Here is a 24,479-nt window from a genome sequence, read left to right as displayed (position 1 = left end):
CTTATTCGAGGGCGGCTGCACCGCCAACAATTTCAGTAATTTCTTGTGTAATCGCCGCTTGACGCGCCCGGTTGTAAGAAAGCGTCAAATCATCAATCAATGAAGAGGCATTATCCGACGCCGCGCTCATCGCCGTCATACGTGCACCAAACTCACTCGCTTTTGCATCGAGTAGCGCACCATAAATGAGGCTCTCAGCGTAGCGAGGCAATACACGTTTAACCATTTCTTCTTCTGATGGCTCGTACTCATATAAGCTCGTTGACTCACGAAGTTCTGCATCCTCTACAGAAGTGAGTGGCAACAATTTTTGCTCCGTCACGCGTTGTGTCATCGGGCTAATAAAGTGGTTGTACCACACATACAATTCATCGAATAAACCATCTGCAAACATATCAACAGACGTCTTCGCTAAACTTTTCACGTCTTCAAATGTTGGTTGATCAGGTAATTCAACCATTTCTTGAATGATCGGTTGTTTACGTGACTTTAATAAATCGCGACCTATGCGACCAAGCACAATAATGGCGTATTCATCCATAGATGCATGTCGTGACTCAATTTGTTTCATCATATCACGCAACAAGCTCGCGTTATAGCCACCAGCTAACCCTTTATCTGAGGAAATCAAAATGTAGCCCGTCTTCTTCACTGGTCGTGCTTCTAACATTGGATGGCTCACTTGACTACCAGACTGGGCAATATGATGTACGACTTCGCGCATTTTCTTTGCATATACTTCATACGATTGTGCCGCCAGTTGCGCTCGATTTAACTTCGAAGCTGACACCATTTGCATCGCTTTTGTAATTTGACGTGTTTTTTTCGTCGAATTAATTCGTGTTCTTATATCACGCAATGAAGCCATATGTTCACCACCTTCCATACCAGAAATCAGCATTCAGTCGCCGGAAGTCGGTAGACCCCTGATTTCTTTTCCTGTACGCTGCTTTTATTCGTTTGAAGTGACAAAGTTTGATTTAAATGCTTGCAGTGCTGCTTTTAGCTCACTTTCCTCTGGCAAGTTTCCTGTCGTCCGAATGTGCGCAAGCAGTTCAGGCTGACTGTTGTCAAGGTACGTAAATAATTCTGATTCAAATCGAAGGCAGTCTTCTACCGGTACATCATCTAAATAACCTTTTGTCAGTGCATAAATAATGGCTACTTGCTTCTCCACTGGCAGTGGTTGATGCAAGTCTTGTTTTAACAACTCGACTGTCCGCATTCCACGATTCAAGCGTGCTTGGGTTGCTGCATCTAAGTCTGAGCCAAACTGGGCGAACGCTTCTAATTCACGGTACGCAGCTAAATCAAGACGCAGTGTTCCAGCTACTTTTTTCATCGCTTTAATTTGTGCACTCCCCCCAACACGGGAAACGGAAATCCCTGGGTTCACAGCCGGGCGAACGCCTGAATGGAATAAGTCAGACTGCAGGAACACTTGTCCGTCAGTAATTGAAATCACGTTCGTTGGAATATATGCAGATACGTCGCCTGCTTGTGTTTCAATAAACGGTAGCGCCGTAATGGAACCTCCGCCTAGATCATCATTCAACTTCGCTGCGCGCTCTAGCAAGCGAGAGTGTAAGTAAAAGACGTCTCCTGGGAAAGCTTCTCGACCTGGTGGACGACGAAGTAACAATGACATTTCACGATAAGCCGCTGCTTGCTTAGACAAATCATCATAAATGACAAGAACGTGCTTTCCGTTATACATAAACTCTTCTGCCATCGACACACCTGTATATGGCGCTAAAAATAACATCGGTGCTGGGTCTGATGCACCAGCTGAAACAACAATCGTATAATCAAGCGCACCGTGTGTGCGAAGCGTTTCAACAACGCCTGAAACCGTTGATTCTTTTTGACCGATCGCCACGTACACACAAAGCATATCTTGGTCTTTTTGGTTTAAAATTGTATCAATGGCAATTGCCGTCTTACCTGTTTGACGATCACCGATAATGAGCTCACGTTGTCCTCGTCCAATTGGGATCATTGAATCAATCGATTTAATGCCCGTTTGTAATGGCTCATGAACAGACTTCCGCGCCATAACACCTGGTGCTTGGCTCTCGACCGGGCGTGTTTTCGTTGTGTGAACAGGGCCGAGACCATCAATAGGCTGACCAAGTGGGTTCACAACCCGTCCAAGCAGCTCTTCACCGACCGGTACTTCCATAATCCGACCTGTTCGCTTCACTTCGTCTCCTTCACGAATGTCACGGTATGGACCGAGAATAATAATCCCAATGCTATCTTCTTCTAAGTTTTGCGCCATCCCCATGACACCTGTAGAAAATTCCAGCAGCTCTCCAGCCATGACGTTTTCGAGTCCATAAGCAAAAGCAATTCCGTCACCAACACGAACAACCGTGCCGACGTCTTGCACATCCACCGTCGCTTCAAATTCACCAATCTGCTTTTTAATGAGCGAGCTAATTTCCGTCGCTTTCATACTAGCCATTCGTTTTCACCCCTAACTTCCGAATCCAGATTCAATTTGCTTCTAATAGTTGCTTTTCAAGCCTTGTTAATTGCCCTTGAATGCTGCCATCAAATACACGGTCACCAATTCTAACCTTTATACCTCCGAGTACTGTCACGTCTACTACATTCTCCACACGCAATTCACGCTTACCAACTTTAGGAGCAAATGTCGTACTTATTTGGCGCGCTTCCTCATCATTTAATGGTTTTGCCGAAAAAACCGTTGCAGTGGCAATCCCTTTTTTCTCGTCGTTTAACTTTTTGTAGCTGTCAGCAAGTGCTGCGATCATCCGAACGCGCCCCCGTGAAAACAATAATAAAACTGTATTGAACACTGGCTCGCTCACCTGGCCCTTAAATGCTTGAACAAGGAGATCTTCTTTTTTGTCTAAAGAAATTCCCGGCTGTATTAACACTTGTGTTAACTGAGGCGTTTCTGCAAAAACGGCTTCAATTAATGACAGTTCTGCTTCATATTTGTCGACTTGTCCTGTTTCTTCTGCTAACTCAAAAAGAGCAACAGCGTAACGACCTGCTACTGCGCTCTTGCTCATAGCTCTTCGCCCACTTGTTTGAGATACGTTTGCACAAGCTTGTCTTGTTCTTTTGCATCAAGCTCTTTTTCAATCACCTTACTTGCTATCAGCACTGAAAGTGAGGAGACTTGCGCACGTAACGCTGCAACCGCCTGTTCTTTTTCATTTTGAATTTCTGCAAGTGCTTGTGCATGAATACGCGCTGCTTCTGCACGTGCTTCTTCAACCATTTGCTTGCCTTGTTGCTCACCAGCTTTTTTCGCATTTTCAATGAGTTCACGTGCTTCTACACGTGCTTTTTTCAATTCTTCTTGTTGCGCAGCCACAAGCTTTTCTGCTTCTTCTTGGTTACGCTTTGCTGAGTCCATCTGCTCGTTAATCATATCTTGGCGATTTTGCATGATACCAAGCATCGGCTTTAATGCAAACTTATTTAATAAAGCAATTAAGACGAGGAAACCAACAAGTTGATAAACGATAGTCCCCCATGCAATATCGAATGGCACAATTGTACACCCCTTTTACAAATGTGATCTTTTACATAAAGAAAGGCGAGAGGTCCTTATGAGAACGCTGTCGCCTCTCGAAAAATAGTCCAGTCTATCCTGATCTTTTTACAACTTACCAAAGAGCATAAATGCAATAACAATCGCCATGATTGGAAGTGCCTCTGCTAACGGCGCTCCGATAAACATGAGTGTTTGCAACGCGCCACGTTGTTCTGGCTGACGTGCCACCCCTTCAAGTACAGCTTTCACGATAAGAGCAACCCCTAGAGCCCCTCCGATTGCCGCAAATCCTGCAGCAAGTCCTATTCCTAATGCAACCATGTATATTTCCTCCTTCAAAGAATTAAATAATTAAAACGTTTGACTTCGTCACACTTTAATGAGCTTCGACCTTATGCGCCATATACACCATCGCTAGCATCGCAAAGATATAAGCTTGAAGCGCGCCGATGAAAATACCAAATGCTTGCCATACTAAGAGTGGCACAAACATTGCGCCCCACAAATACCAAGCAGACGATCCTAAACCGACAATGAGAATCATTAATATTTCTTTGGCATAAATGTTCCCAAATAGTCGCATCCCAAGTGTCAGGGTATTTGCCACTTCTTCAATAATTTTAAATGGCAATAAAAACCAGTAAGGAGTGACATAACCTTTCAAATATTGCTTTGTGCCGCGCAATCTAATCCCGTAAATATGGGTCAACACAATCACTAATGCTGCCATGGACAACGTTAATACCGCATTCGACGTCGGTGAGTTCCACAAAACGTGGTGACTCGTCTCTGTCGAAATCTTAAATGGTAATCCCATCATGTTGGCAACAAACACGTAAAAAAGAAGTGTATACGCGAGCGCAATAAAACGTCCCCCAACATTCCAATCCATGTTTGCTTTAATAATGCCGCGGACAAAATCAATCACCCACTCGATAAAGTTTTGTAGACCGGTTGGGTGCATGGCTCGTTTGCGACAACCAATGACGGTAACAACAAATACAATCACCATTGCAATTGTTGTCGTAATCATCACCGTGCCATCAAACTTTAAACCAAGCCATTCAAATGTTAAATTTTTATAATCCACTTTTTCACCCCTTTCGTCGCAAAACTTTGCACATCATCTCAATCATTGTCATGGCATACACCAAACCAAGACCAATCAGTACTGCAAGCGTATCGAGTTGTGTTGGGTACTTCAAGGAAAGCGCCACTGTAAAAACAGCGAGCATGATTCGCACCACAAACCCTAAACCTGCCATGAACATACCAAAGCGTGTTGAGTGTGTATGCGCGCCTCCAATAATTTGTGCATGTCGATACATCGTCCACAGCATGAGGTAGCCCGTTACAAAACCTACCATAATCCCCAAGAAAACCGCTTGAGATGACATTATGAAGTAGCCACCTGTGCACGTACCGAGAACAGCAAGCAAAATGTACGTATAGCGCCTCATCTGCTCTTGTAGCGAAATATCTTTTGTTTGTGCAGCCATTCAATCGTCTCCTAGAAAGGGTTGAACAGCTTTATAAATGGCATACGCGCTTAAGGCCATGCCAGCTAACAAACAACTGATCAAAAAGAGCGGTTCTACCCCAAAGTATCTATCAAGCCAGCGACCAAGAAAAACGCCCCCAAGTGTTCCACCAACGACATACGAGGTAATCACTGAAACAAGCACAAATGCACGCACACTCATCCCCCTTGTATGAACGCAATCTTACACACGATCATTATGTAAGCCTTGTCACAGTAACCCATGTGTAATGGTACAATAGGACTCCACTTCTGTCAACGGTTTTCTCTATATAAACACATTTCTTTCGTAAAAGTGTTTTCGTTTGTTCACAGGTTTGGTAAATGTATGTAAGGTAATGGGGAGTTTTGACGACCAAAGTGTCCCTACTCCCCATTTTTTGCATTCATTCTTCTCTTATATGTTTATCTGCTTGACCAATCTCAATATACGTCTCAATCGTATCTTGCACCCCGCTTTGTTCTGCATAGACCAATGCTTTGTAGCGCCCCGGTGGCACAGTCACATCACTCAACTCCCCACTGATCATACCACGATGAGTTTGTTCGTTCTCAACTAAATTTGTCACAAACGTAAATGTGTCAGGGTCATACAAAGCAATGCCAGATTTTTCGGCCCCACCCGGCAAGTAATACTCATAGTAATAGTGATTCTTTTTATCAGCATGAGCAAATTGAAATGCCATTACACGAGGGTAATTTGGCTCTTCCATAAAAAGTACATACGGTACCTCAATAGGTAAACGATCACCTTTAATTGTAATTATGCCCGCGTGTAGTCCTTCCTGTAACGCAGCTGGGAAAATGTCTGCAGATAATTGGACAACCTTTTTCTTTCCTGGTGCAACGCGAACAGCATACGGGGTTTGCCATCCAATGCCGTCTAAAGAACCGATTGGCGGGTCAATATAATATGTTTTCGCGCGTAAACCTGTATTTTCAATCGTCAGCGAGAGCGTTCGCTTCGTTCGCGCAGCGTTCTTTGACCATGTCCCAAAAGTTAACGTTCCCGGATAAACAAGCGTTTCTGCTCGTAACGCTTGATCCACTTGCAAACGCCCCGTTCCTTGCTCGTGTGGCTTATAAGGTTGCCCGCGCTCACTTGTTAATGTTTTCGTTGTATTCATGAGGGCTGCTTTCACTTGTTCAGGTGTCCACTCGGGATGAAGTTGCAATAATAAAGCCGCTGCTCCTGCAACATGTGGACTTGACATACTCGTTCCGTTCAACCCTAAGTATCCTTTTGGTACCGTACTTTGAATGGCAACGCCCGGTGCCACGAGGTCAGGTTTTACTTGCCATGTTTCGGTTACCGGTCCACGCGAACTAAACGAAGCAATTAAATCTTGTTTGCGCTCAAATTTCGTACGAATGTATGCTGTTTTTTTCTTCTCATTCATGTGAGTAAGTAACCACTCACCGTCTTCTTTCGATAAACTCGCCGCCGGAATATCAATTGGTTCTAACACACCTCCAGCAAACGCGCCATCTAAATGATTGTAAAGGAGCACACCAATCGCTCCAGCCCGCTTTGCAGTCATCAACTTCTCTGCAAAGGTCGCGCGTCCACGTTTGACTAATACGACTTTTCCTTTCACGGACAAATCACGGTAATCTGCAACAAGCCCATGTCCGATATCCACTAACGCCACATCCCGTTTAAATGTCCATGGCTTTGCACCAGCGATTGGTGCCAAAGGGATATGATGTGCTTGGTCCGTGAATAGTGTAATATAGGGTACATCAATTGGTGGCAACGAGGCACCTACAGAAATCGCCTTCGTTGATGTTCCAGGTGAACCGACACTCCACATATTCGGACCACTGTTTCCACTTGATGTGACGGCAACAACCCCTTTATCAACGACACGGTCAAGTGCCAAACTTGTTGGCCAATCGGGTCCATTTATGGTGTTTCCTAATGACAAATTTAACACATCAACACCGTCTCCTACAGCTCTCTCAATCGCTGTCAATACTTGTTCAGTTGTTCCTTGTCCTCCTGGTCCTAAAGCACGATACGCATAAATGTCAGCCTCTGGTGCGACGCCTTGAATGCGTCCATTCGCAGCGATAATACCTGCTACATGCGTGCCATGTAATGTCGGTTCTCCCTGCGGACTTTTTGTCTCCATCGGTTGGTCGTCATCATCAATGACATCATAACCACCTTTATAATTTCGCCGTAAATCAGGATGCTCATAGTCTATCCCGGTGTCAATCACGCCCACTTTCACCCCTGCACCGGTAATGCGGCGACCTTTTGCATCAAAGTAGCGACTTGCTTCTCTCCCACCACCAACAAAATCAATGCTTCCTTCAATACTTGGTTGATAAATGGCAATATCATCGACACGCGCAATAACAGATAATTTCTCTAACGTCGGGATGTCACGCTCTAAAACTTCTAACGAAAATCCTCTATACACTTCTTTGTATACTTGCCTGATCTTTGCCGAAGGAATACGGGTTTTCACTGTCTCAACCGCATTTTCAACATCACCTGATGCAGAGACAATGACAACACGCCGTTCTTCTTCATCGCCATCTACCTCAACATCATTTTCAATGTTCATTTTCTCTTCTGCATGTACTGCTATTGGTGAGAATGCTTGGCTCATTATAAGTAAAACGAGCAACAGTACATGTATATAACAACCTCTTCGCGTCATCAGTACAATCTCCCCCACACATTGTCGTAAAAATTAGTATGTGCAGCAAGAAATGTTGTATGCGCCAAAATACATGCTGCCACTTGTGGACATATTCGTGCATAAAACTGTGGATATGTGCATTTTTCTGTGTATAACCTCATAAATTTGTGGACAATTTACCTTTTCATATCATGTAGATACTGATTATCCATAAAAATGTGGATAAGGTTGTGCATATAAAAAAGCAACTGACACACGTTAGCATCAGTTACTTCATTCTTCTCATCTATTTTTATTTCGTCCCGAATAACCGGTCACCCGCATCGCCTAAGCCGGGTACAATATAGCCTTTTTCATTTAATTTTTCATCTAGCGCTGCTAAATAAATGTCGACATCCGGATGCGCCTCTTGTACGTAGCGCACGCCCTCTGGTGCCGCGACAAGGCAAATAAGGCGCATACTCTTTGCCCCACGCTTTTTCAAGCTATTGATCGCTTCAACGACTGAACCTCCTGTCGCTAGCATCGGGTCAATGACAAGCAGCTCTCGCTCCTCGACATCATTTGGGAGTTTCACGTAGTACTCATGAGGCTGTAACGTCTCTGGATCGCGATACAAGCCTACATGTCCCACACGCGCTGCTGGAATCATACGTAATATCCCTTCAGACATGCCAATACCCGCACGTAAAATAGGGATGAGACCTAACTTTTTCCCCGATAATTTCTTTACTGTCGCTGGTCCAACCGGCGTTTCCACCTCTACTTCTTCTACAGGTAAATCACGCGTTACCTCAAACGCCATTAACGCTGCCACTTCATCAACCAGTGCACGAAAATCTTTCGTGCCTGTCCGTTTATCACGAATATACGAAAGTTTATGCTGGATTAATGGGTGATTCAATACATGGACTGTGCTCATCTCATGTCACGCTCCTTCAACCATATCTTATCATTTAGAGTGTACCGGAAAAACAAGTATTCGCCAAGCTTTTCATAGAAAAAGAAACGGACGTATACGACGCCGTTCCTTTTTATATCCTTATATCATCCCTGGATAAAGTGGGAATTGTTTTGTTAAAGCAGCTACACGTCCGCGTACTTTCCCCAGTGTTGCTTCATCTCCATGATTTTTCAACGTTAACGCCATTAAATCGGCAATCTCATCCATGTCCGTTTCTTTCAATCCACGTGATGTCACCGCTGCGGTACCAATTCGAATGCCACTTGTCACAAACGGGGTTTCTGGATCATACGGGATTGTATTTTTATTCGTTGTCATGCCGACAGCGTCCAATACTTTTTCTGCTACTTTTCCTGTTAGACCGAGACCGCGAAGATCTAGCAACAACAAGTGATTGTCTGTTCCCCCAGACACGATGTCAATCCCGTTTTTTTGCAACTGTTCGCCTAACCGCTGTGCATTTGCAATCACAGCCGCACCGTACGCTTTGAAAGAAGGGGACAACGCTTCGCCAAAAGCAACCGCTTTGGCGGCAATGACATGCATGAGCGGTCCACCTTGAATGCCCGGAAAAATCGCTTTATCCAATTTCTTCCCGTACGCTTCAGCTGTTTTTTCATTCCCTAAAATCATCCCACCACGGGGTCCGCGCAACGTTTTATGCGTAGTTGTTGTCACAAAGTCAGCATATGGCACAGGGTTTTGGTGCAACCCTGCCGCTACCAAACCGGCAATATGCGCCATGTCAACCATAAGCAGCGCGCCCACTTCATCAGCGATCTCACGGAAAACTTTAAAGTCAATTGCACGTGGATACGCGCTCGCCCCAGCAACAATTAGCTTTGGTTGATGTTTATGCGCAAGTGTGCGCACAACATCATAGTCAATACGTTGATTATCTTCGCGTACACCATACTCCACAAAGTTGTACTGCATCCCACTAAAGTTCACCGGACTACCATGCGTCAAATGACCGCCATGTGACAAGTTCATCCCGAGCACTGTATCCCCTTGCTGTAAAACTGTAAAATATACCCCCATATTCGCCTGTGCGCCTGAATGGGGTTGGACATTCACATAAGACGCACCAAACAAAGCTTTCGCCCGGTCACGCGCCAAGTCTTCAGCAATATCAACATATTCACAACCACCGTAATAACGACGTCGTGGATAACCTTCCGCATATTTATTTGTTAATATTGAGCCTTGCGCTTCCATAACGGCATCACTAACAAAATTTTCCGAAGCGATTAATTCAAGATGATCACGCTGTCTCCCTAATTCTGATGCGATTGCTGCAAAAACTTCTGGATCTTGCCGTTTCACTTGCTCCATCCTGTTTGCTCCTCTCTATTCCGGAATACAAAACTTCGCCACAGATCAGATGCACACTTCTGAACGTTGATCCATGACTAATTTACTCGTAACACGCGCGTGCGCCACCAATGAACTTTGGACGCGTATACGCTAATGTCACGTGTGCTTGTCCGACCATCTTTTGTTGTACACGAACGGGTACAGCTACTGGCTTTAAATGCATGCCAATGAGCGTATCACCGATATCAATGCCCGCATCGGCTTGAATCGCTTCCACTAACACGGGTGCATCCATGTGCGTATACGCATACGTCGCTAGCGCGCCACCCGCATCTCGTGCTGGCACTGCAGAAACCTCTGGCCACGAGCGGGTCTGCGCAACTACGCGCTCCAGCACAAGTGCGCGGTTTAAATGCTCACAACATTGAAATGCCAATGCGGCCTCTTGTTCCGCCGCAAAAGAAGTCAGCGTCTCATACAATTCTGCCGCAATCTCCAGTGATCCTTGCTTGCCAATGTGAGCGCCGGCAACTTCACTTGTGCTCGCACCAACGACAAATATACCCCCTTTTAACAACACGGGACACGCTTCCGTAAAAGCCACAAGTGCTGTTCGCAAGTCCGTTTGAATCTGTGTCATTGCTCTTCCTGGGCCTCATAAGCGGTAATTTTGCCAACTCGCGCAGCATGACGACCGCCCTCGTATGCTTCTTCTAACCAAATTTTTACGATGTCACGTGCCAGACCCGGCCCAATGACACGCTCGCCTAGTGCTAACATATTTGTATCATTGTGCTGACGGGTCGCCTTGGCGCTAAATGTATCATGAACAAGCGCACAGCGAATGCCTTTCACTTTGTTTGCCGCAATCGACATTCCAATGCCTGTCCCACATACTAAAATGCCACGATCAAATACGCCCGCCGCCACTTTTTCAGCGACCGGTAATGCATAATCCGGATAATCAACGGATGTCTCACACGAACAGCCAAAATCCTCATATGCAATGTGTAACTCATCCAGTAAACTGAGCAACTCGTCTTTTAAACGTTTGCCGCCATGGTCTGAGGCAATCGCTACTTTCACGTCTGCACCACTCCTTTTTGAGAAATCCATCATTCACATTGATTATAGCATAGACGAGAGATCGGGGAGAACGCATTGTTTTGTTTTATGAAAAGCTTTAGCCAAAATTTCTTAATATCAATACCGATAATCGCATGCACACACCAAATATCTTGCTGCTTTTTTATACGCGCGTTTCTCTTGATAATATCTGCCTAGTTGCTCTGCGAATCTACAAACCAATTTATACTGCTTTTTACTTATCGCATGATCAAGAATTCTTTCCATATCTCTTTCATAAGTGACAGCGTCCCCTTGATATAACAAACGCTTTGCTTTTATTGCTTGAACTTCTATATCCATGTAATTTAATACTTCTTGATTTTGACCAATAATGGCTGACACCTTTAACAAATAATCATCAACTTGTTCCCAATCTTTTTCTTCCATTGCAATCACCAATAGTTCTTTTAACACATAGGCGCGTTCCTTTTCTGCCACTTCCGTTTCTTGTTGTAACAATAAACTTTTCAGCATATACGCTTTGGCCTCTTTCCACTCTTCCTTTGCTTTATGAAGTAAACCTAAGTGATAGTAAACAAAGGAAAGTGTATACGCATCATTTAAGCGCGCTGCACAATCATAGGCCTCTCTGTAAAATTTTTCAGCGTATTCAAAGTACCTTGATAATCGATGTTGCGCCCCCACTTTTAAGGCCGCATGAACAAAACGAACCTTGTCATCCGACCGAGACAAAATGTCATAGAGACGATAAGAATATTGTAACGGTATCGACATGTCATTATGAATGCGTTGTTTCACAGCACTCAAATCAAATAATAAACGCAAGGTCGCTGTCGATTCATCATGACACTGTAAATACTGCGCTGCTTTTGTCATATACACATCTGCTTGAACGAAGTCTTGCTTCGAAAAGAACAATTGTCCACAAGCATGGTAATAGACCATACACGCAAATTGGTCTCCCAACTCTTTCAGATCTGCTGGTAAAAGCGTTTGCGCTTGAACATGTAAACGTTCTGCATCTCCAATCAAGCCTCGAATGACGTAATCCCGTAACAACACCCCATAAACCCTCACTAAAACAACAGGTCGATGACTTTCACATGCGTGTAGTTGCAAAAATGCACGCTCTGTTTCAGTCAACGACAGATGTTCCCAAAATTGAGCAGCGATTGTCTCAATCTCTTCTTCACATACTTGAAGATCCTTATCAAGCAAATCATCAAGCGATACGTTTAAGCGTTTGCAAATATGGATAAGAAACTTCTCCGACGGTTCCTTCTGATTATTTTCAACTTGACTGACATACGTAGACGAAAAATAGCAATCAGCTAAAGCCTTTTGCGTCATCTTTTGCTGCTTTCGCAATTGTGAAATCCGTTGACCAATACTTACAGACATAGATGACCCCCCTGACATGAATGACTATTATTCTACATATTTAGCATTTTCTCTTTTAGATTACCATAAAAGCAAGCCTAAGTCCAAAAGGAAAAGTGTATAATTAGCTATATACTTCAGGAAAATACGAAAAATAACCCGAATAAGTCACTTTCAGTGCACTCATTCGAGGTATCATGAAAATCAATACATCTTAAAATCAAACTATTTTTTCAATAAATTATCCGCTTAGGTGAAGGCAAATCCAGTCGATCAAGTGTATATAACCCAAAATGATAAGCAAGCACACCTATCTCTACACGTGATTCCACACACCATTTAAGCTTAATATTTGCAATGATTGCATTTACACGCCGTCGAGACACATGTATTTCTTCGACAATGTCTTCATTTTTATAGCCTTTTGCTACAAAAATTGCCACTTCCATTTCCTTGGCTGTCAATTTTTCCATCATACACACCTCCGACTCAACTCATGAAATACATCGACTATTTCATTTTAATTTAAGTTGTTGGTTAATTGGTAGAGGTAAAATTGAATGAAAAATTTTAGGGTTTGTTGATGATTTTTGGGGTGAGGGTTTACTAAAGAAATATAACAGCGGTTTTCTGGGTGAAAATATATGTTTTATAAATCTTTTTATTTGTATTAAAACAATAATTAAATATATAGTGATACATATTATGTAAGATCACTTTGACCTAACTTGTCTCCTCGTATAGCAGCCCTATCAACAATCTCTATGCATACTCCCCTCCCCAAAAACAAACACTACCCAAAAGACCATCTACCACAAGGAGGCTCCCCCCATGATCATCAGTCTCATCAAACGCGTGCTACGCCACGCCATCGATGTCTCTCATTGGAAAGTCATTCTCCTTGGTGTTATTTTTCTAGTCGTTAGCACGTTCATCCTCTTGTATCTAGACCCGAAACAGTTTAAAGATCCGTTTAATAGCTTTTGGTTTGTCATGACAACCGTCTCGCAAGTTGGCTATGGCGATCACGTGCCAGAAACGGCTGGTGCTAAACTATATACGATGCTCATTTACCTTGTCGGTGTCGGTTTATTTGCAGTCATGGTCGCAAAATGGATTGATTTCATTACAACGTATGAAAAGAAGAAAGGAGGCCATCATGTGGGCACCCATGTGAAAGACCACATCGTCATGATCACTTGGTCACAAAAAACCGCGGTAACGTTGGAAACATTATTAGCACAAGACGAGTCATTACATATTGTCGTCATAGATCAACTCAAACAATTGCCTTACCAACATCCACACGTGCACCACATCCAGGGGCGCGCTACCGATGAAGAGACCTTAAAGAAAGCACGTGTTTGTCAGGCACGATCTGTTTCAATTTTTGCGCCTGACCACCCTGTTGATTTCGAGGCGATCGACGGGAAAGCGGTGCTCATTGCGACGACGATCAGGCAGTTTTGTAAACGGACAAGCGCTACACCGTATATCGTCAGCGAATTACTGCACGAAGATCACATCCAAAACAGTGCGGTTGATTGTTTCGACGAATGGTTGCTCTCGCACCGGCCCTTCTCGCACTGCATGGCAAAAAGTGTCCTTAAACAGCATTAGAAAAGCCACCTATTTCTTATCCCGGTGGCTCAACAATATGCGGCGACAATTCCTTAATCCACTTATCTATTTGCGTCGCTTGCTGTTGATATACATCTTTTGCGGCGGTTTGTTTTGTTTGCATCGCGAATTGACGTAAATCTGCCTGTAGCTGTTTCATTTGCGCCACAACAAACAATTTCTTTGTTATTTTTGGTGCGTCTACATGTTGTTTGTCATTGTATAAATCTACATACACTGCGCCAGTCGAATCTATTTGCGCTAAAAAAACGTCAGAGAAATCATTTGCCCCTTGCTTTGCCACTTCTGCACGTAGCCATTCTTTCGTATACCCATATTGTAGCAAGCTTTTTTCCATCACATTACCATCAACAATGACAACTTGTGGTTGGTGCTCCTGCGCAACAACAATCCCTGCATCTTTCGGTGTTAACGGCGCAACATCACTCTTCTTCATCACACTAACGAGCCCACTCTTCTCCATGACAGCCGATTCAACATCGGCCAATTTAAATACGCCATTTTGCCGTAAATGGATCATCAGCTCATCCACAGTCAGTTCTTCTTTCCGTAAGTTCGCCTCGTTAATCTTGCCGTTTTCAATTAATACCGTTGGTTTTCCCTCTGCGATTGTCCGAAATAGGAACGATTTCAGCTCCAATTTCGATGTAATCATCGGAAATAATGCCCAAATAAACATACCGAAAACAAAGTTCGACATACGCACATGGGGACTAAACGTCATCTCCGCCGCAAGACTACCGATTGCAATCCCAACGATGTATTCATAATACGTCATATCGGTAATATGCTTTTTGCCCATTAACCGTGCTAACAAAAACAACAATAAGAAACCTATCGCACCTCGGATAAACACGTGGCCTAAGTCCGTCATACAATCCTCCTCGTCTCTAAAAAACGAATGATTTTCGCTTATTATTGGGCAAACTAACAGAAAGCATGCACAAAGAAAATGAGGAGGATGACTTTGAAAAAAACTCGCTACTTACTTGGCGCGCTTTTCCTCATCTTATTCTTATCTGGCTGCAATGTCGGCGATCTATTTAAAACAGACAGAGACGAAGCACTGTTTACAGCAGTCACCGAAATGAAACAGCACGTAGAGAAAGAAGAATGGATGACAGTCCGCGCGAAGATGGATACATTTCAAACAAACTACGACAATCAAAAGTGGAAAATGCAATTATTAGGGGAGTTAGAGGATTATCATGATATAGAACTTGAAATCAAACATTTCTATATTAGCGCTGAGGAAGAAGATGCATTTGAATGCCTCATTGGCTTGGAACAAATTGCTTATCGCCTTCACACCATTTACACGCTGTAATATGTACGCAGGTCTCCACTTTACTCATCCGGAGACCTTACGTATTTTTCCCGTTATCTTTTTCAATAAATTGCTTTAATGCTTCTTCAATTTCTAAAGCCGTTTCTTCATAAACAGACGCAGCTTGTCCAAACGGATCAGCAATATCCAACTGGTCAGCACCAATGAATTCTTTTAACGTGAAAATATCATTGACATCTACATACTGACTCTGCAAGTAAACCTTATGGTTATGTGACATCGTTAAAATAAGGTCAGCCCAGTCCACAAGTGCCGTGGTCACTAATTGCGCTTCGTGATCACACGTGATCCCGCGTTTTTGGAGGACATGTTGTGAGCCGTCTGACATCGGGCTGCCGTCTTGCGCAAACACCCCTGCCGATTGGACTTCGTATGCATCTGATAGTTTCTGTAAAAAAGCCGCTGCCAACGGTGAACGGCATGTATTTCCTGTGCAAACAAATAAAATGCGTTTTTTCATTGTTTCCACCTTCCATCCTATACTCATGCTTTTAGTGTAACATAAATCACCACGTCCGCTAAATCACAGCGGCAACATCATTTGCAGACCGAATCCAAGTAAAATGCAGCCACCTAGCCGCTCACTGTAAACACCTATATAACGATGAAATCGATTGCCTAGCATGAGACCTCCCCAAGAAAGGATCATACTCATGAAACCGATTAACGCTACGGTCACCAAAGTTTTTGCGCCTAAAATGCCAAGCGATAAACCGATCGAGAAACTATCGATGCTCACACCAAGCGCAAGTAAAAAGAGTCCAAAACCAAATGGATGTAACTGATTCACACCATTTTTTGAAAAGGACGCTAAAATCATTTGTAAACCCATGACAACTAACAATCCACCACCTACATACAAGGCGATCATGTCAAAGCGGGACGTGACCCACTTCCCAATAAATATTCCCGCAAGCGGCATCGCAACATGAAACCCACCAATTGCGGCCCCAATCCGAATAACTTGTCCAGCCTTTAAGCCTAGCATGCCCATTCCGAGCGTTAATGAGAAAGCATCCATCCCTAACGCTGCAGCCATCAGTCCGATTGTCATCAACTCATCCACGTCATCACACCCTTTTGAAAGAACGTGCTCACCTGAGTATATGACGGTACCTGAAGGACGAGACTACTTTTTCGAAATCATCCGTCCGCCAGCTGCTTTTTCGAGGCGATTCATGATGGCAAGGCCAATACCTATTTCCGGAACGGTCTCCACATAAATGACTGTGACGTTTTCCTCGTCAAAGCGCCGTAATGATGCGTATAACATTTGGGCTACGTGCGCCAAACTTTTTCCTTTGATAATGACGTCGGCCTCATAGTCTATTTCTCCACGTGTCGCAAAGATTCCAACACGTTCGCCACGCGCCCGCGCCGCTTTTACTTCACATTTCAGCACGCTTGCTTCATCCACTAACACCACTTTTGCTTTCGGTGCATAATGGGTATATTTCATGCCCGGAGACTTTGGCACAACGACCTGCCCCTTTAAAGATGGATCAACATCAATCTTTCCGACAACCGCTTCAATTTCTTCTCGCGACACACCACCTGGGCGATACAATACCGGTTGCGTGCCCGTCACATCAAGTACGGTCGATTCTACACCGATCCCTGTTATACCCGCATCAACGATGCCATCAATCGCCCCGCTTAAATCCGCTAACACATGCGCAGCGTTTGTCGGCGATGGTCGGCCCGATAAATTTGCGCTTGGCGCTGCTACTGGCACATCAGACGTTTGTAGTAGCGCCAATGCGACAGGATGATCTGGCATGCGTACGGCAATTGTATTTAATCCAGCAGACACATTTTTAGCGACAATCTCTTTTGAATGTAAGATCAGTGTTAACGCTCCTGGCCAAAATGCTTCCATAAGTTGTGTGGCATGCGATGGCACTTTAGTCACCAAATTCGTTAATTGTTTCTTATCACCAATGTGTACAATAAGGGGGTTATCACTTGGACGACCTTTTGCCATAAAAATGTTTGCGACTGCGACCTCGGACAAAGCATTCGCTCCGAGGCCATACACTGTTTCTGTCGGGAACGCAACCGTCTTTCCTTCTCTTATCCACAAAGCAGCTTCCTTTATTGCTGCGCTTTGTGCGATATGCTTTTGACTTATATCCACAGTCCATACTTTCGTTTGTTTATAACTCACAACTGTTCGCCTCTTCTTTTTCATGTTTACCGCTCGCATCCATATGATTAAATCCCTTATGTATCAGTCGTTTTAACGTTAGACGGCAATGGTATAAGTAAAGATATACCGGAGAAAAAAGATTACCCACAGACTGTGGATAACCTGTTCATAAGTTGATATACTCAGCTTTTCCTCATATATGAGTCCACGATGCTCGTTTTTTATCCACACATCCACACATTCTCACAAACTGTTCGTGTTTCTTACTCTGGTGAACAACTGTAACACCACGTCGTGGCATCTTCCGTCTGTGTTACTTGTTGATAATGATCTAATTGTGCAATCTCTGTTGGCAACATTTCTCGTGTCACCTTTGTAAAACCAAGTGCCGAAAGTAATGCCATTTCTCCCGCGCTCACCGCAAACAAGGTTTCTACTCCTTCAGCTTGTGCGTAAGCAATACATACTTGCAAAAACTCAATCATCATTGCCGGATATGTTTTTTCTGCATCAAGAACGAGCGTACGTAACAAACCGTATGTTCCCGTTTTCTCTAAACCGACTGTACCAACCAGTGTGCCTTCTTCATTTTCAATGACAACAAATTGATCGCAAGCCTTTTGCTCAATTTTTGTTTCTACACGCGCACGTGCCAGCATTGCTTGTACAGCTAGCAAGTCTGTCTCTTCCATTTTCCTCACAGCCATCCCCATCATACGTCCTCCTTTTCACTACACTATTGATAACGTATGATCACAGTTACGCAAATAGCACTATCCAAATATTTGCTCCCAAAGTGACGTGAAGAAATCGACAAAGAAAAATGACGTTTCCACCTCTTCTTGTTGCACTTCTTCTTGTAGCTCTTCTGTCTCCTCCGTATCTTCCGCTTGTTCCACCGCTTCACCATGTTCCATATCTACAAAACATAGTGGTGGAAATAGTACACACCACCAATTCTCACCTTGTCCTTCACCTAATGTGATGAGCAATGCTTTATATATTCCAGCAGGGTAAACCATATTACCATACAGCTTCGTTGGGAATTGCGTTTCCTCAAGGGAGACGGTATATGTTTGCTCAAGGTCCCGACGTGCTAACACTGCTGCTACAATCTCTTCAATTTCATCTAGACGACTCTCCATGATTGCTTCCGCTTCTTTCATATCTGTTAAGTCATCTACCCATTTCGTCACTTCTACATTGACTTCATCACGAATCTCCCGTTTCACTGCTTGATCCGCAATCGAATCACTGTCCGCTAAAATGCGTAAACGGATCGCTTCTTCCGCTGATACTTCTTCATGAAAAGCTCTCTCTGCCTGGGCATTTTGTGCTTCCCAGCTCATTAATGTCACACATAAAGAAATGAATAAATAAATGATTGCTCTTGGCTTCATCGTTCGCACCGTCCTCTCATCCATCAGTCTGAACAGTGAGGACGGTATTTAAACGAGAAATCGTTCGACAGTTTTATTGATTGCTCGTCCTGTTAACCAACACAATCCGATCTTTGCCGTTTATATCATACACAATATCAATGGCAGCGGCTTGAAACGTGGCGGCAAACAATCGTTTCACTTGCTCTCCTTGGTTTGCACCAATTTCTAATGCAATGAGAAACGAAGGCTTCGCCACGGCTTGGAGCTCACTCGCAAGGCGACGATAAACGTCAAGACCATCTTGACCGGCAAACAATGCTGTCTCTGGCTCAAAATCTTTTACTTGGGTGGCTAAGTATTCTTTTTCTCCTGTTGCAATGTAAGGTGGATTAGAAACGATCACATCAAATTGTTGGCCAATCACCGGCGCGACTAAATCACCACTAAGAAACCGGACATCTGCGCCAAGGTTCTTTGCATTCTCCTTCGCTACGTGTAAGGCCGTGTCTGATATATCAATTGCAGTGATTTCACAATCAGGCCGTTCTAATTTTAATGTTGTCGCAATCACACCACTTCCTGTACCGACGTCGAGCACTTTGAGCGGACGGCTGGGCATTCGTTGCAACACATGAATAATTAACTCCTCGGTCTCTGGTCGCGGAATGAGTACATCTTGATTGACCGCAAAGGTTCGCCCATAAAATTGTTCATATCCAACAATATATTGCACGGGTATCCCTGTTTGAAGCGTCTTAACATCCGCTTGGAACGCCTGCCAAGTTGTTTCTGGAAGTAGATCATGCAAGCGCGACAACAACTGAGCGCGACTGTATTTTGTATGATGCAGCAGCAGCCATTCCCCCGCTGGTTCCTCTAAATTGTTCGCCTGCAAAAAAGAAGAAGCCCAGCGAAGAGCTTCATAAATACGGACCGTCATCCTTGTTCCGCCTTATTCATCGCCTCAGCTTGATCAGCAACAACAAGGGCATCAATCACTTCATCGAGCTTTCCTTGTAAAATTTGCTCTAGCTTTTGCAACGTTAAACCAATGCGATGATCCGTTACACGACTTTGTGGGAAATTGTACGTACGAATTCGCTCTGAGCGATCACCCGTTCCAACAGCAAGTTTCCGGGTTGCTGCATATTCTGCTTCTGCTTCTTGTTGCACTTTATCAAAAATGCGCGCACGAAGTACCTTCATTGCTTTATCTTTATTTTTAATTTGTGACTTCTCGTCTTGGCACGAGACGACTGTATTCGTTGGTAAATGCGTTAAGCGAACAGCTGACATCGTGGTGTTTACACTTTGCCCACCCGGCCCGCTTGAGGCAAACGTATCTACCCGAATATCTTTTTCATGAATATCAATCTCCACTTCCTCTGCTTCAGGAAGAACAGCAACAGTTGCTGTAGATGTATGAATACGACCGCCGGACTCCGTTTGCGGCACGCGTTGCACACGATGAGCACCATTTTCATACTTTAATTTTGAATAGGCCCCTTTTCCATTAACCATAAAAATAATTTCTTTATAGCCACCAAGCTCCGTTGCATTCGCTTCAATGACTTCAATTTTCCATCCTTGCGCTTCGGCATAGCGATGGTACATTTTGTACAAGTCTCCGGCAAACAGTTGCGCTTCATCGCCACCGGCCGCACCACGAATCTCAATGATGACATTTTTATCGTCGTTCGGGTCTTTCGGCAAAAGTAATACTTTCAACTGGGCACTTAATGCTTCACGCTGTCCCCCGAGCTCACTCAGCTCTTCTTTCACCATCTCGTGCATCTCCGCATCAAGTTTCTCTGCCAGCATCGCTTTGGCGTCTTCATACTGTTTGGTTACTTCTTTATACGTACGGTAGGCTTGAACGGTTTCTTCTATATCAGCTTGCTCCTTAGAATACTCTCGCAGCTTTTTCGCATCACTAATGACAGCAGGATCACTTAATTGCTCATTTAAATAATCATAACGATCCTCTACTGCTTGTAATCGATCTAACACCACTTCACCTCATTATCAATCGCCATCTCTTTTCTGTTATTATAGTACACGACGCGTGACATGGTCAATGACAGCGTGTCTGTTCACGGTTTTTGCTAACTGCTTTCGGGTATAATGGAAACAGAAGGGGGAGGCATACACATGAAATATGTAATTATTGGTGGCGACGCAGCTGGCATGAGTGCGGCGATGCAAATTTTTAGACATCAGCAAGATGCCGAAATCACTGTGCTAGAACGTGGTGAGCATTACTCTTACGCGCAATGTGGCTTACCATACTGGATTGGCGGAGCTATTTCATCGATAGACAAACTCATCGCCCGCGACGCCAACACATACCGGACAAAGTACCGCATTGACGCCCGGACAAATCATGATGTGCAGTCAATTGACACTGTGAATAAAACGGTTTCCGGGGAGAATTTCTCTATTGCCTTTGACCGTCTACTCATTGCTTCTGGTGCAAGCCCTATTATCCCTGATTGGGAAAATACGACCCTCACAGGCATTCATACTTTAAAAACAATTGATGACGCACAAAAGATCGCCGGAGCGCTTGAACGAAAACAACAAACGATTACTGTCATTGGGGCCGGCGCGATTGGCCTTGAAGTGGCTGAAAACTTAAGAAAAAAGCAGCATGGTGTCATCTTAATCCAACGATCCCACCAACTTGTCTCTGACCTGAGTAAAGACATGAATGAGCAACTTTATAACAAAGCTCAATCAGAAGGGATCCGCGTCATTTTAAACGAACAAGTAACTGGATTTAGCGGCAATGAAGCTCATTTCGTCACAACCGTTCATACAAATGTCCAGCAGATCGAAACCGATCAAGTCATCATTGCGGTTGGTATTCGTCCGAACACGACATTTTTAGAAAACACCTGTATCGCCCTACATAGGAGTGGTGCCGTTCGTGTTGACCCATACATGCAAACGAATATCCCACACGTTTACGCCGCAGGAGATTGTGCTACCCAATTTCATCGCGTCAGTGAGCGTGCAACCTATTTTCCACTTGGGACACACGCAAATAAACAAGGACGTGTTGCCGGGTTAAATATGTGCGGAGTACACAAATCGTTTTCAGGTATTGTTGGTACCCAAATTTATCAGTTTTTTGACCTTGTGGTTGGGCGCAGCGGACTATCTACAAAAGAATTAGACGATAAAGCTTATGACTACCAAAGTGTTGAAGCCACCTTACCGCACATTGCCCCCTATTATCCAGGTCACAAACCAATTTCAATCCGTCTTCATTATGACGCGACAACGGAACGAATATTAGGCGGAGAATTCCTCGGAACCGCTGGTGTTGACAAACGCGTCGATGTCCTTGCGACCGCACTTCACCACGGTGCAACAATGGAAACAATAGAGACACTTGATCTCAGTTATGCCCCACCTTTTAACACGGTATGGGATCCGCTCCAACAAACGGCTAGAAGACGCAAGTAAAAGCAGGACCTCGGGCAAGATGAGTACGTTGCCTAGGTCCTACTTCTTTTACCGTCTTACGTGCACATCATAGCGTGGAACGACTTGCTTCAACGTACGATCCAGTTGTCGCATTTGTTGCTTTGTCTCTTGCTCATCCCAATCCGCTTTTGGATACACTTTGACATACACTTGGGCGCCATTTAAAAAGGCAAACCCGGAGCGAAATCCTTGACGCTCAATGACTTGCACCACTTGGTCCACATCATCTTCTAGCGTATGTTGAGGATATGTCGGTGTTTTATAGCTTGTGCCCGTGTTCGTCAAGCGTGGATCATGCCATTCATCTTTCATATGCTCAAAGTTGAGCGGGCCAGGCCCAAATGCCCCTTGGCCGGTCAACCGATCATGGTTGATCCGGTCGGCATCTGCTTGTGTGACACAGCCACTTAAACCAATCACTGCTGCTAATAAACATCCCACTATCTTCTTCATCGTGTCCCCCCTAGACATGCTCGCCGTAATTCGGCACTTATAGCATACCCAGAAATCAGGAAACGTTATGATTTTATACGGAGCGGTGGCGCCGCATGACATTTTCGACAGACAGGGTAATATAAATCATTGCCGCCAATTTTAATTTGCTCCCCTGTATAAACAGGCTGTCCATCGTCATCGACTCGCAGATTCATAATGGCTTTTTTATGACAAAACCAGCAGATCGTTTTCATCTCCTCAATTTTATCTGCATATGTCAACATATATTTACTGCCTTCAAACATCTCGTTTTGAAAGTCATTTTTTAACCCAAATCCCATTACCGGAATATCAAGTCTATCAACAATCGCTGCAAGCTGTAACACATGTTCTTTATGTAAAAACTGCACCTCATCAATGAGCACACAATAGGGCTTTTCATCACTGCTTTCAACGGCAGCAAAAATATCGGTATCGGGAAAAATCGGGATGACCTTTCGCCGTAAACCAATTCGACTCGAAACATATCCTACTTCATCCCGCGTGTCTATAGCTGACGTAAACAATAACACCCGTTTATGCTGCTCCTCATAATTATGAGCGACCTTTAAAATTTCAATCGACTTACCGCTATTCATTGCCCCATATTTAAAAAATAGTTGCGCCAATCTTCTCCCCCCAGCTAGCACTAGTATACATAAAAAAACAGGCAAAATGTTCTCTGCCTGTTCTCAATATGCAAAAGCAATCGCGCTTAAAGATTGTATTTCTTTTTGAAACGGTCTACACGCCCACCAGCATCAGCAAGCTTCTGTTTCCCAGTGTAGAATGGGTGTGAATCAGATGAAATCTCCACTTTAATCAATGGGTACGTATTACCGTCTTCCCACTCAATCGTTTCACTAGAACCACGTGTTGAACCTGTCAAAAACTTAAAGCCCGTACTTGTATCCATAAAAACGACCTTTTGATATGTTGGATGAATTTCTGTTTTCATGTTGTTTCAACTCCTTTTGCCCTGCATCTTGCGAAACAGAGTTTTCCTCACATAAGCGAAATTATATCAAGTTTCGCGGGCGATTGCAACCGTTTTTTATTACCACTTCATCAAGGAGTACAGCGGCTATTTCCACCGCAGGACTCTTTTCTTTTAACGCCATTAGAAACTGCTGTTGTTCCTTAGGACCAATCTTAACACTGTCCATGCGCCCATGTTGATAAAAAATCTCGATCCCCTCAAATGCTTGCAACACTTTAAACCCTGTCGTAGGATCTTTGATTGGGGTCACCTCAGTTATATGTGCATAAGGGATTTTCCAGCGAAAAGGCCAGCACTTCACAATAATAGCACTTTCCGTTAATACATAAGACATCCCTCTGACAAACCACCATATCATCAAAATTAAAAAGAGCACGAGTGTCAACAATTGCACCAGAGATACCTTACCAAGTGATACCATCATGACGATAACGAACATCATTGGAAACACCGCACCAATCAATGCTGCGATAATCCCCCCACTCTTTTTAGCGCGATAAACATGCTTCATAAA

The 24,479-nt window shown here is 44.0% G+C and carries 30 protein-coding genes; 3 read left to right on the top strand and 27 right to left on the bottom strand.

Translation table 11 applies throughout. From position 1 onward, the window contains the following. Position 1 precedes the first annotated feature (1 nt). The 15 genes from atpG to BLT29_RS02225 all read right to left on the bottom strand — a co-directional run bounded on the left by atpG (position 2) and on the right by BLT29_RS02225 (position 12,952). On the bottom strand, positions 2–868 hold the full coding sequence (gene atpG / locus BLT29_RS02295; RefSeq protein WP_090774706.1) for an ATP synthase F1 subunit gamma: 867 nt from the start codon (positions 866–868) through the stop codon (positions 2–4). Positions 869–952: 84 nt separating this feature from the next. After that, a complete protein-coding gene (atpA, locus tag BLT29_RS02290) occupies positions 953–2,467 on the bottom strand; it encodes a F0F1 ATP synthase subunit alpha (RefSeq protein WP_090774705.1) in 1,515 nt (504 codons plus the stop codon). 31 nt (positions 2,468–2,498) lie between these two features. Continuing rightward, positions 2,499–3,044: a F0F1 ATP synthase subunit delta gene (locus BLT29_RS02285; RefSeq protein WP_090774704.1), complete on the bottom strand. Its 546-nt coding sequence runs from the start codon at positions 3,042–3,044 to the stop codon at positions 2,499–2,501. Next, positions 3,041–3,532: a F0F1 ATP synthase subunit B gene (atpF, locus tag BLT29_RS02280; RefSeq protein ID WP_090774703.1), complete on the bottom strand. Its 492-nt coding sequence runs from the start codon at positions 3,530–3,532 to the stop codon at positions 3,041–3,043. Before atpF ends, BLT29_RS02285 begins: the two co-directional genes overlap by 4 nt. Positions 3,533–3,640: 108 nt before the next feature. After that, entirely contained in the window at positions 3,641–3,856 is a 216-nt protein-coding gene (gene atpE, locus BLT29_RS02275) for a F0F1 ATP synthase subunit C (protein WP_090774702.1), read from the bottom strand. A gap of 55 nt (positions 3,857–3,911) precedes the next feature. After that, the gene (gene atpB / locus BLT29_RS02270) at positions 3,912–4,625 is read right to left on the bottom strand and encodes a F0F1 ATP synthase subunit A (protein ID WP_090774701.1); all 714 of its coding nucleotides are present in this window, start codon (positions 4,623–4,625) and stop codon (positions 3,912–3,914) included. 4 nt (positions 4,626–4,629) lie between these two features. Then, complete coding sequence (locus BLT29_RS02265) at positions 4,630–5,034, bottom strand: ATP synthase subunit I (protein ID WP_090774700.1); 405 nt, start codon at positions 5,032–5,034, stop codon at positions 4,630–4,632. Beyond that, positions 5,035–5,238, bottom strand: coding sequence for an AtpZ/AtpI family protein (locus tag BLT29_RS02260; protein ID WP_090774699.1), 204 nt, complete (start codon positions 5,236–5,238; stop codon positions 5,035–5,037). Between the two features lie 223 nt (positions 5,239–5,461). Then, entirely contained in the window at positions 5,462–7,747 is a 2,286-nt protein-coding gene (locus BLT29_RS13815) for a S8 family serine peptidase (protein ID WP_281241393.1), read from the bottom strand. Between the two features lie 274 nt (positions 7,748–8,021). Then, positions 8,022–8,651 (bottom strand): uracil phosphoribosyltransferase, encoded by a 630-nt coding sequence (gene upp / locus BLT29_RS02250; protein ID WP_090774698.1) that lies wholly within the window; start codon positions 8,649–8,651, stop codon positions 8,022–8,024. A 120-nt stretch (positions 8,652–8,771) separates the two neighbouring features. Beyond that, complete coding sequence (gene glyA, locus BLT29_RS02245; RefSeq protein WP_090774697.1) at positions 8,772–10,028, bottom strand: serine hydroxymethyltransferase; 1,257 nt, start codon at positions 10,026–10,028, stop codon at positions 8,772–8,774. Between the two features lie 82 nt (positions 10,029–10,110). Further along, a complete protein-coding gene (locus BLT29_RS02240) occupies positions 10,111–10,650 on the bottom strand; it encodes a TIGR01440 family protein (protein WP_090774696.1) in 540 nt (179 codons plus the stop codon). Then, entirely contained in the window at positions 10,647–11,096 is a 450-nt protein-coding gene (gene rpiB / locus BLT29_RS02235; RefSeq protein ID WP_090774695.1) for a ribose 5-phosphate isomerase B, read from the bottom strand. The genes BLT29_RS02240 and rpiB overlap by 4 nt, the downstream gene beginning before the upstream one ends. A gap of 117 nt (positions 11,097–11,213) precedes the next feature. Further along, complete coding sequence (locus BLT29_RS02230) at positions 11,214–12,500, bottom strand: helix-turn-helix domain-containing protein (protein ID WP_176763759.1); 1,287 nt, start codon at positions 12,498–12,500, stop codon at positions 11,214–11,216. 212 nt (positions 12,501–12,712) lie between these two features. Then, on the bottom strand, positions 12,713–12,952 hold the full coding sequence (locus BLT29_RS02225) for a LuxR C-terminal-related transcriptional regulator (RefSeq protein ID WP_245700999.1): 240 nt from the start codon (positions 12,950–12,952) through the stop codon (positions 12,713–12,715). A 358-nt stretch (positions 12,953–13,310) separates the two neighbouring features. Between BLT29_RS02225 and BLT29_RS02220 the strand changes: the two genes are divergently transcribed. After that, positions 13,311–14,099: a potassium channel family protein gene (locus BLT29_RS02220; protein WP_090774692.1), complete on the top strand. Its 789-nt coding sequence runs from the start codon at positions 13,311–13,313 to the stop codon at positions 14,097–14,099. 16 nt (positions 14,100–14,115) lie between these two features. Here the strand turns inward: BLT29_RS02220 and BLT29_RS02215 are convergent, their stop codons facing one another. Next, on the bottom strand, positions 14,116–14,994 hold the full coding sequence (locus tag BLT29_RS02215; protein ID WP_090774691.1) for a DUF421 domain-containing protein: 879 nt from the start codon (positions 14,992–14,994) through the stop codon (positions 14,116–14,118). 93 nt (positions 14,995–15,087) lie between these two features. On the opposite strand from BLT29_RS02215, the gene BLT29_RS02210 reads away from it, so the two are divergent. Beyond that, positions 15,088–15,447, top strand: a complete 360-nt coding sequence (locus BLT29_RS02210; protein WP_176763758.1) for a DUF4363 family protein — start codon at positions 15,088–15,090, stop codon at positions 15,445–15,447. A 37-nt stretch (positions 15,448–15,484) separates the two neighbouring features. Here the strand turns inward: BLT29_RS02210 and BLT29_RS02205 are convergent, their stop codons facing one another. The 7 genes from BLT29_RS02205 to prfA form a co-directional block, all read right to left on the bottom strand. Continuing rightward, complete coding sequence (locus tag BLT29_RS02205; RefSeq protein WP_090774689.1) at positions 15,485–15,928, bottom strand: low molecular weight protein arginine phosphatase; 444 nt, start codon at positions 15,926–15,928, stop codon at positions 15,485–15,487. A 63-nt stretch (positions 15,929–15,991) separates the two neighbouring features. Further along, a complete protein-coding gene (locus BLT29_RS02200) occupies positions 15,992–16,522 on the bottom strand; it encodes a manganese efflux pump MntP (protein ID WP_090774861.1) in 531 nt (176 codons plus the stop codon). A gap of 75 nt (positions 16,523–16,597) precedes the next feature. Next, entirely contained in the window at positions 16,598–17,635 is a 1,038-nt protein-coding gene (locus tag BLT29_RS02195; protein ID WP_176763757.1) for an L-threonylcarbamoyladenylate synthase, read from the bottom strand. A 245-nt stretch (positions 17,636–17,880) separates the two neighbouring features. Next, positions 17,881–18,330 carry a hypothetical protein gene (locus BLT29_RS02190; protein ID WP_090774688.1) on the bottom strand — a complete coding sequence of 150 codons (450 nt, stop codon included), beginning with the start codon at positions 18,328–18,330 and terminating at the stop codon, positions 17,881–17,883. 60 nt (positions 18,331–18,390) lie between these two features. Next, positions 18,391–19,017 (bottom strand): stage II sporulation protein R, encoded by a 627-nt coding sequence (gene spoIIR / locus BLT29_RS02185; RefSeq protein WP_090774687.1) that lies wholly within the window; start codon positions 19,015–19,017, stop codon positions 18,391–18,393. 73 nt (positions 19,018–19,090) lie between these two features. Next, positions 19,091–19,939 carry a peptide chain release factor N(5)-glutamine methyltransferase gene (gene prmC / locus BLT29_RS02180; protein ID WP_090774686.1) on the bottom strand — a complete coding sequence of 283 codons (849 nt, stop codon included), beginning with the start codon at positions 19,937–19,939 and terminating at the stop codon, positions 19,091–19,093. Beyond that, the gene (gene prfA, locus BLT29_RS02175) at positions 19,936–21,009 is read right to left on the bottom strand and encodes a peptide chain release factor 1 (protein ID WP_090774685.1); all 1,074 of its coding nucleotides are present in this window, start codon (positions 21,007–21,009) and stop codon (positions 19,936–19,938) included. The genes prmC and prfA overlap by 4 nt, the downstream gene beginning before the upstream one ends. Positions 21,010–21,150: 141 nt before the next feature. Here prfA and BLT29_RS02170 point away from each other — a divergent pair, with 141 nt between their 5' ends. Beyond that, the gene (locus BLT29_RS02170) at positions 21,151–22,470 is read left to right on the top strand and encodes an FAD-dependent oxidoreductase (protein WP_090774684.1); all 1,320 of its coding nucleotides are present in this window, start codon (positions 21,151–21,153) and stop codon (positions 22,468–22,470) included. A 48-nt stretch (positions 22,471–22,518) separates the two neighbouring features. On the opposite strand, the gene BLT29_RS02165 is transcribed toward BLT29_RS02170, so the two are convergent. The 4 genes from BLT29_RS02165 to BLT29_RS02150 all read right to left on the bottom strand — a co-directional run bounded on the left by BLT29_RS02165 (position 22,519) and on the right by BLT29_RS02150 (position 24,476). Further along, positions 22,519–22,944: a hypothetical protein gene (locus BLT29_RS02165; RefSeq protein WP_090774683.1), complete on the bottom strand. Its 426-nt coding sequence runs from the start codon at positions 22,942–22,944 to the stop codon at positions 22,519–22,521. Positions 22,945–23,009: 65 nt separating this feature from the next. Continuing rightward, the gene (locus BLT29_RS02160) at positions 23,010–23,594 is read right to left on the bottom strand and encodes a thymidine kinase (protein WP_090774682.1); all 585 of its coding nucleotides are present in this window, start codon (positions 23,592–23,594) and stop codon (positions 23,010–23,012) included. Between the two features lie 86 nt (positions 23,595–23,680). Continuing rightward, positions 23,681–23,923, bottom strand: a complete 243-nt coding sequence (locus tag BLT29_RS02155; protein WP_090774681.1) for a type B 50S ribosomal protein L31 — start codon at positions 23,921–23,923, stop codon at positions 23,681–23,683. Positions 23,924–23,984: 61 nt separating this feature from the next. Then, positions 23,985–24,476, bottom strand: coding sequence for a PH domain-containing protein (locus tag BLT29_RS02150; protein ID WP_090774680.1), 492 nt, complete (start codon positions 24,474–24,476; stop codon positions 23,985–23,987). Positions 24,477–24,479: the final 3 nt, after the last annotated feature.

The sequence above is a fragment of the Shouchella lonarensis genome, assembly GCF_900096965.1.
Classification (GTDB): Bacteria; Bacillota; Bacilli; order Bacillales; family Bacillaceae_D; genus Shouchella; species Shouchella lonarensis.
This window is presented reverse-complemented; position numbering and strand designations above follow the sequence as displayed.

Bases quoted from the DNA above. Each gene is read 5' to 3' on its own strand.
- upp (WP_090774698.1), bottom strand. From the start codon at position 8,651: ATGAGCACAGTCCATGTATTGAATCACCCATTAATCCAGCATAAACTT.
- BLT29_RS02265 (WP_090774700.1), bottom strand. From the start codon at position 5,034: ATGGCTGCACAAACAAAAGATATTTCGCTACAAGAGCAGATGAGGCGC.
- BLT29_RS02215 (WP_090774691.1), bottom strand. From the start codon at position 14,994: ATGACGGACTTAGGCCACGTGTTTATCCGAGGTGCGATAGGTTTCTTA.
- spoIIR (WP_090774687.1), bottom strand. From the start codon at position 19,017: ATGAAGCCAAGAGCAATCATTTATTTATTCATTTCTTTATGTGTGACA.
- BLT29_RS02165 (WP_090774683.1), bottom strand. From the start codon at position 22,944: ATGAAGAAGATAGTGGGATGTTTATTAGCAGCAGTGATTGGTTTAAGT.
- BLT29_RS02150 (WP_090774680.1), bottom strand. From the start codon at position 24,476: ATGAAGCATGTTTATCGCGCTAAAAAGAGTGGGGGGATTATCGCAGCA.
- BLT29_RS02240 (WP_090774696.1), bottom strand. From the start codon at position 10,650: ATGACACAGATTCAAACGGACTTGCGAACAGCACTTGTGGCTTTTACG.
- BLT29_RS02190 (WP_090774688.1), bottom strand. From the start codon at position 18,330: ATGGGGATGGCTGTGAGGAAAATGGAAGAGACAGACTTGCTAGCTGTA.
- BLT29_RS02155 (WP_090774681.1), bottom strand. From the start codon at position 23,923: ATGAAAACAGAAATTCATCCAACATATCAAAAGGTCGTTTTTATGGAT.
- BLT29_RS02170 (WP_090774684.1), top strand. From the start codon at position 21,151: ATGAAATATGTAATTATTGGTGGCGACGCAGCTGGCATGAGTGCGGCG.
- atpA (WP_090774705.1), bottom strand. From the start codon at position 2,467: ATGGCTAGTATGAAAGCGACGGAAATTAGCTCGCTCATTAAAAAGCAG.
- BLT29_RS02285 (WP_090774704.1), bottom strand. From the start codon at position 3,044: ATGAGCAAGAGCGCAGTAGCAGGTCGTTACGCTGTTGCTCTTTTTGAG.
- BLT29_RS02220 (WP_090774692.1), top strand. From the start codon at position 13,311: ATGATCATCAGTCTCATCAAACGCGTGCTACGCCACGCCATCGATGTC.
- atpG (WP_090774706.1), bottom strand. From the start codon at position 868: ATGGCTTCATTGCGTGATATAAGAACACGAATTAATTCGACGAAAAAA.
- BLT29_RS02260 (WP_090774699.1), bottom strand. From the start codon at position 5,238: ATGAGTGTGCGTGCATTTGTGCTTGTTTCAGTGATTACCTCGTATGTC.
- BLT29_RS02230 (WP_176763759.1), bottom strand. From the start codon at position 12,500: ATGTCTGTAAGTATTGGTCAACGGATTTCACAATTGCGAAAGCAGCAA.
- atpE (WP_090774702.1), bottom strand. From the start codon at position 3,856: ATGGTTGCATTAGGAATAGGACTTGCTGCAGGATTTGCGGCAATCGGA.
- BLT29_RS13815 (WP_281241393.1), bottom strand. From the start codon at position 7,747: ATGACGCGAAGAGGTTGTTATATACATGTACTGTTGCTCGTTTTACTT.
- BLT29_RS02205 (WP_090774689.1), bottom strand. From the start codon at position 15,928: ATGAAAAAACGCATTTTATTTGTTTGCACAGGAAATACATGCCGTTCA.
- glyA (WP_090774697.1), bottom strand. From the start codon at position 10,028: ATGGAGCAAGTGAAACGGCAAGATCCAGAAGTTTTTGCAGCAATCGCA.
- BLT29_RS02225 (WP_245700999.1), bottom strand. From the start codon at position 12,952: ATGGAAAAATTGACAGCCAAGGAAATGGAAGTGGCAATTTTTGTAGCA.
- prmC (WP_090774686.1), bottom strand. From the start codon at position 19,939: ATGACGGTCCGTATTTATGAAGCTCTTCGCTGGGCTTCTTCTTTTTTG.
- BLT29_RS02200 (WP_090774861.1), bottom strand. From the start codon at position 16,522: ATGACAATCGGACTGATGGCTGCAGCGTTAGGGATGGATGCTTTCTCA.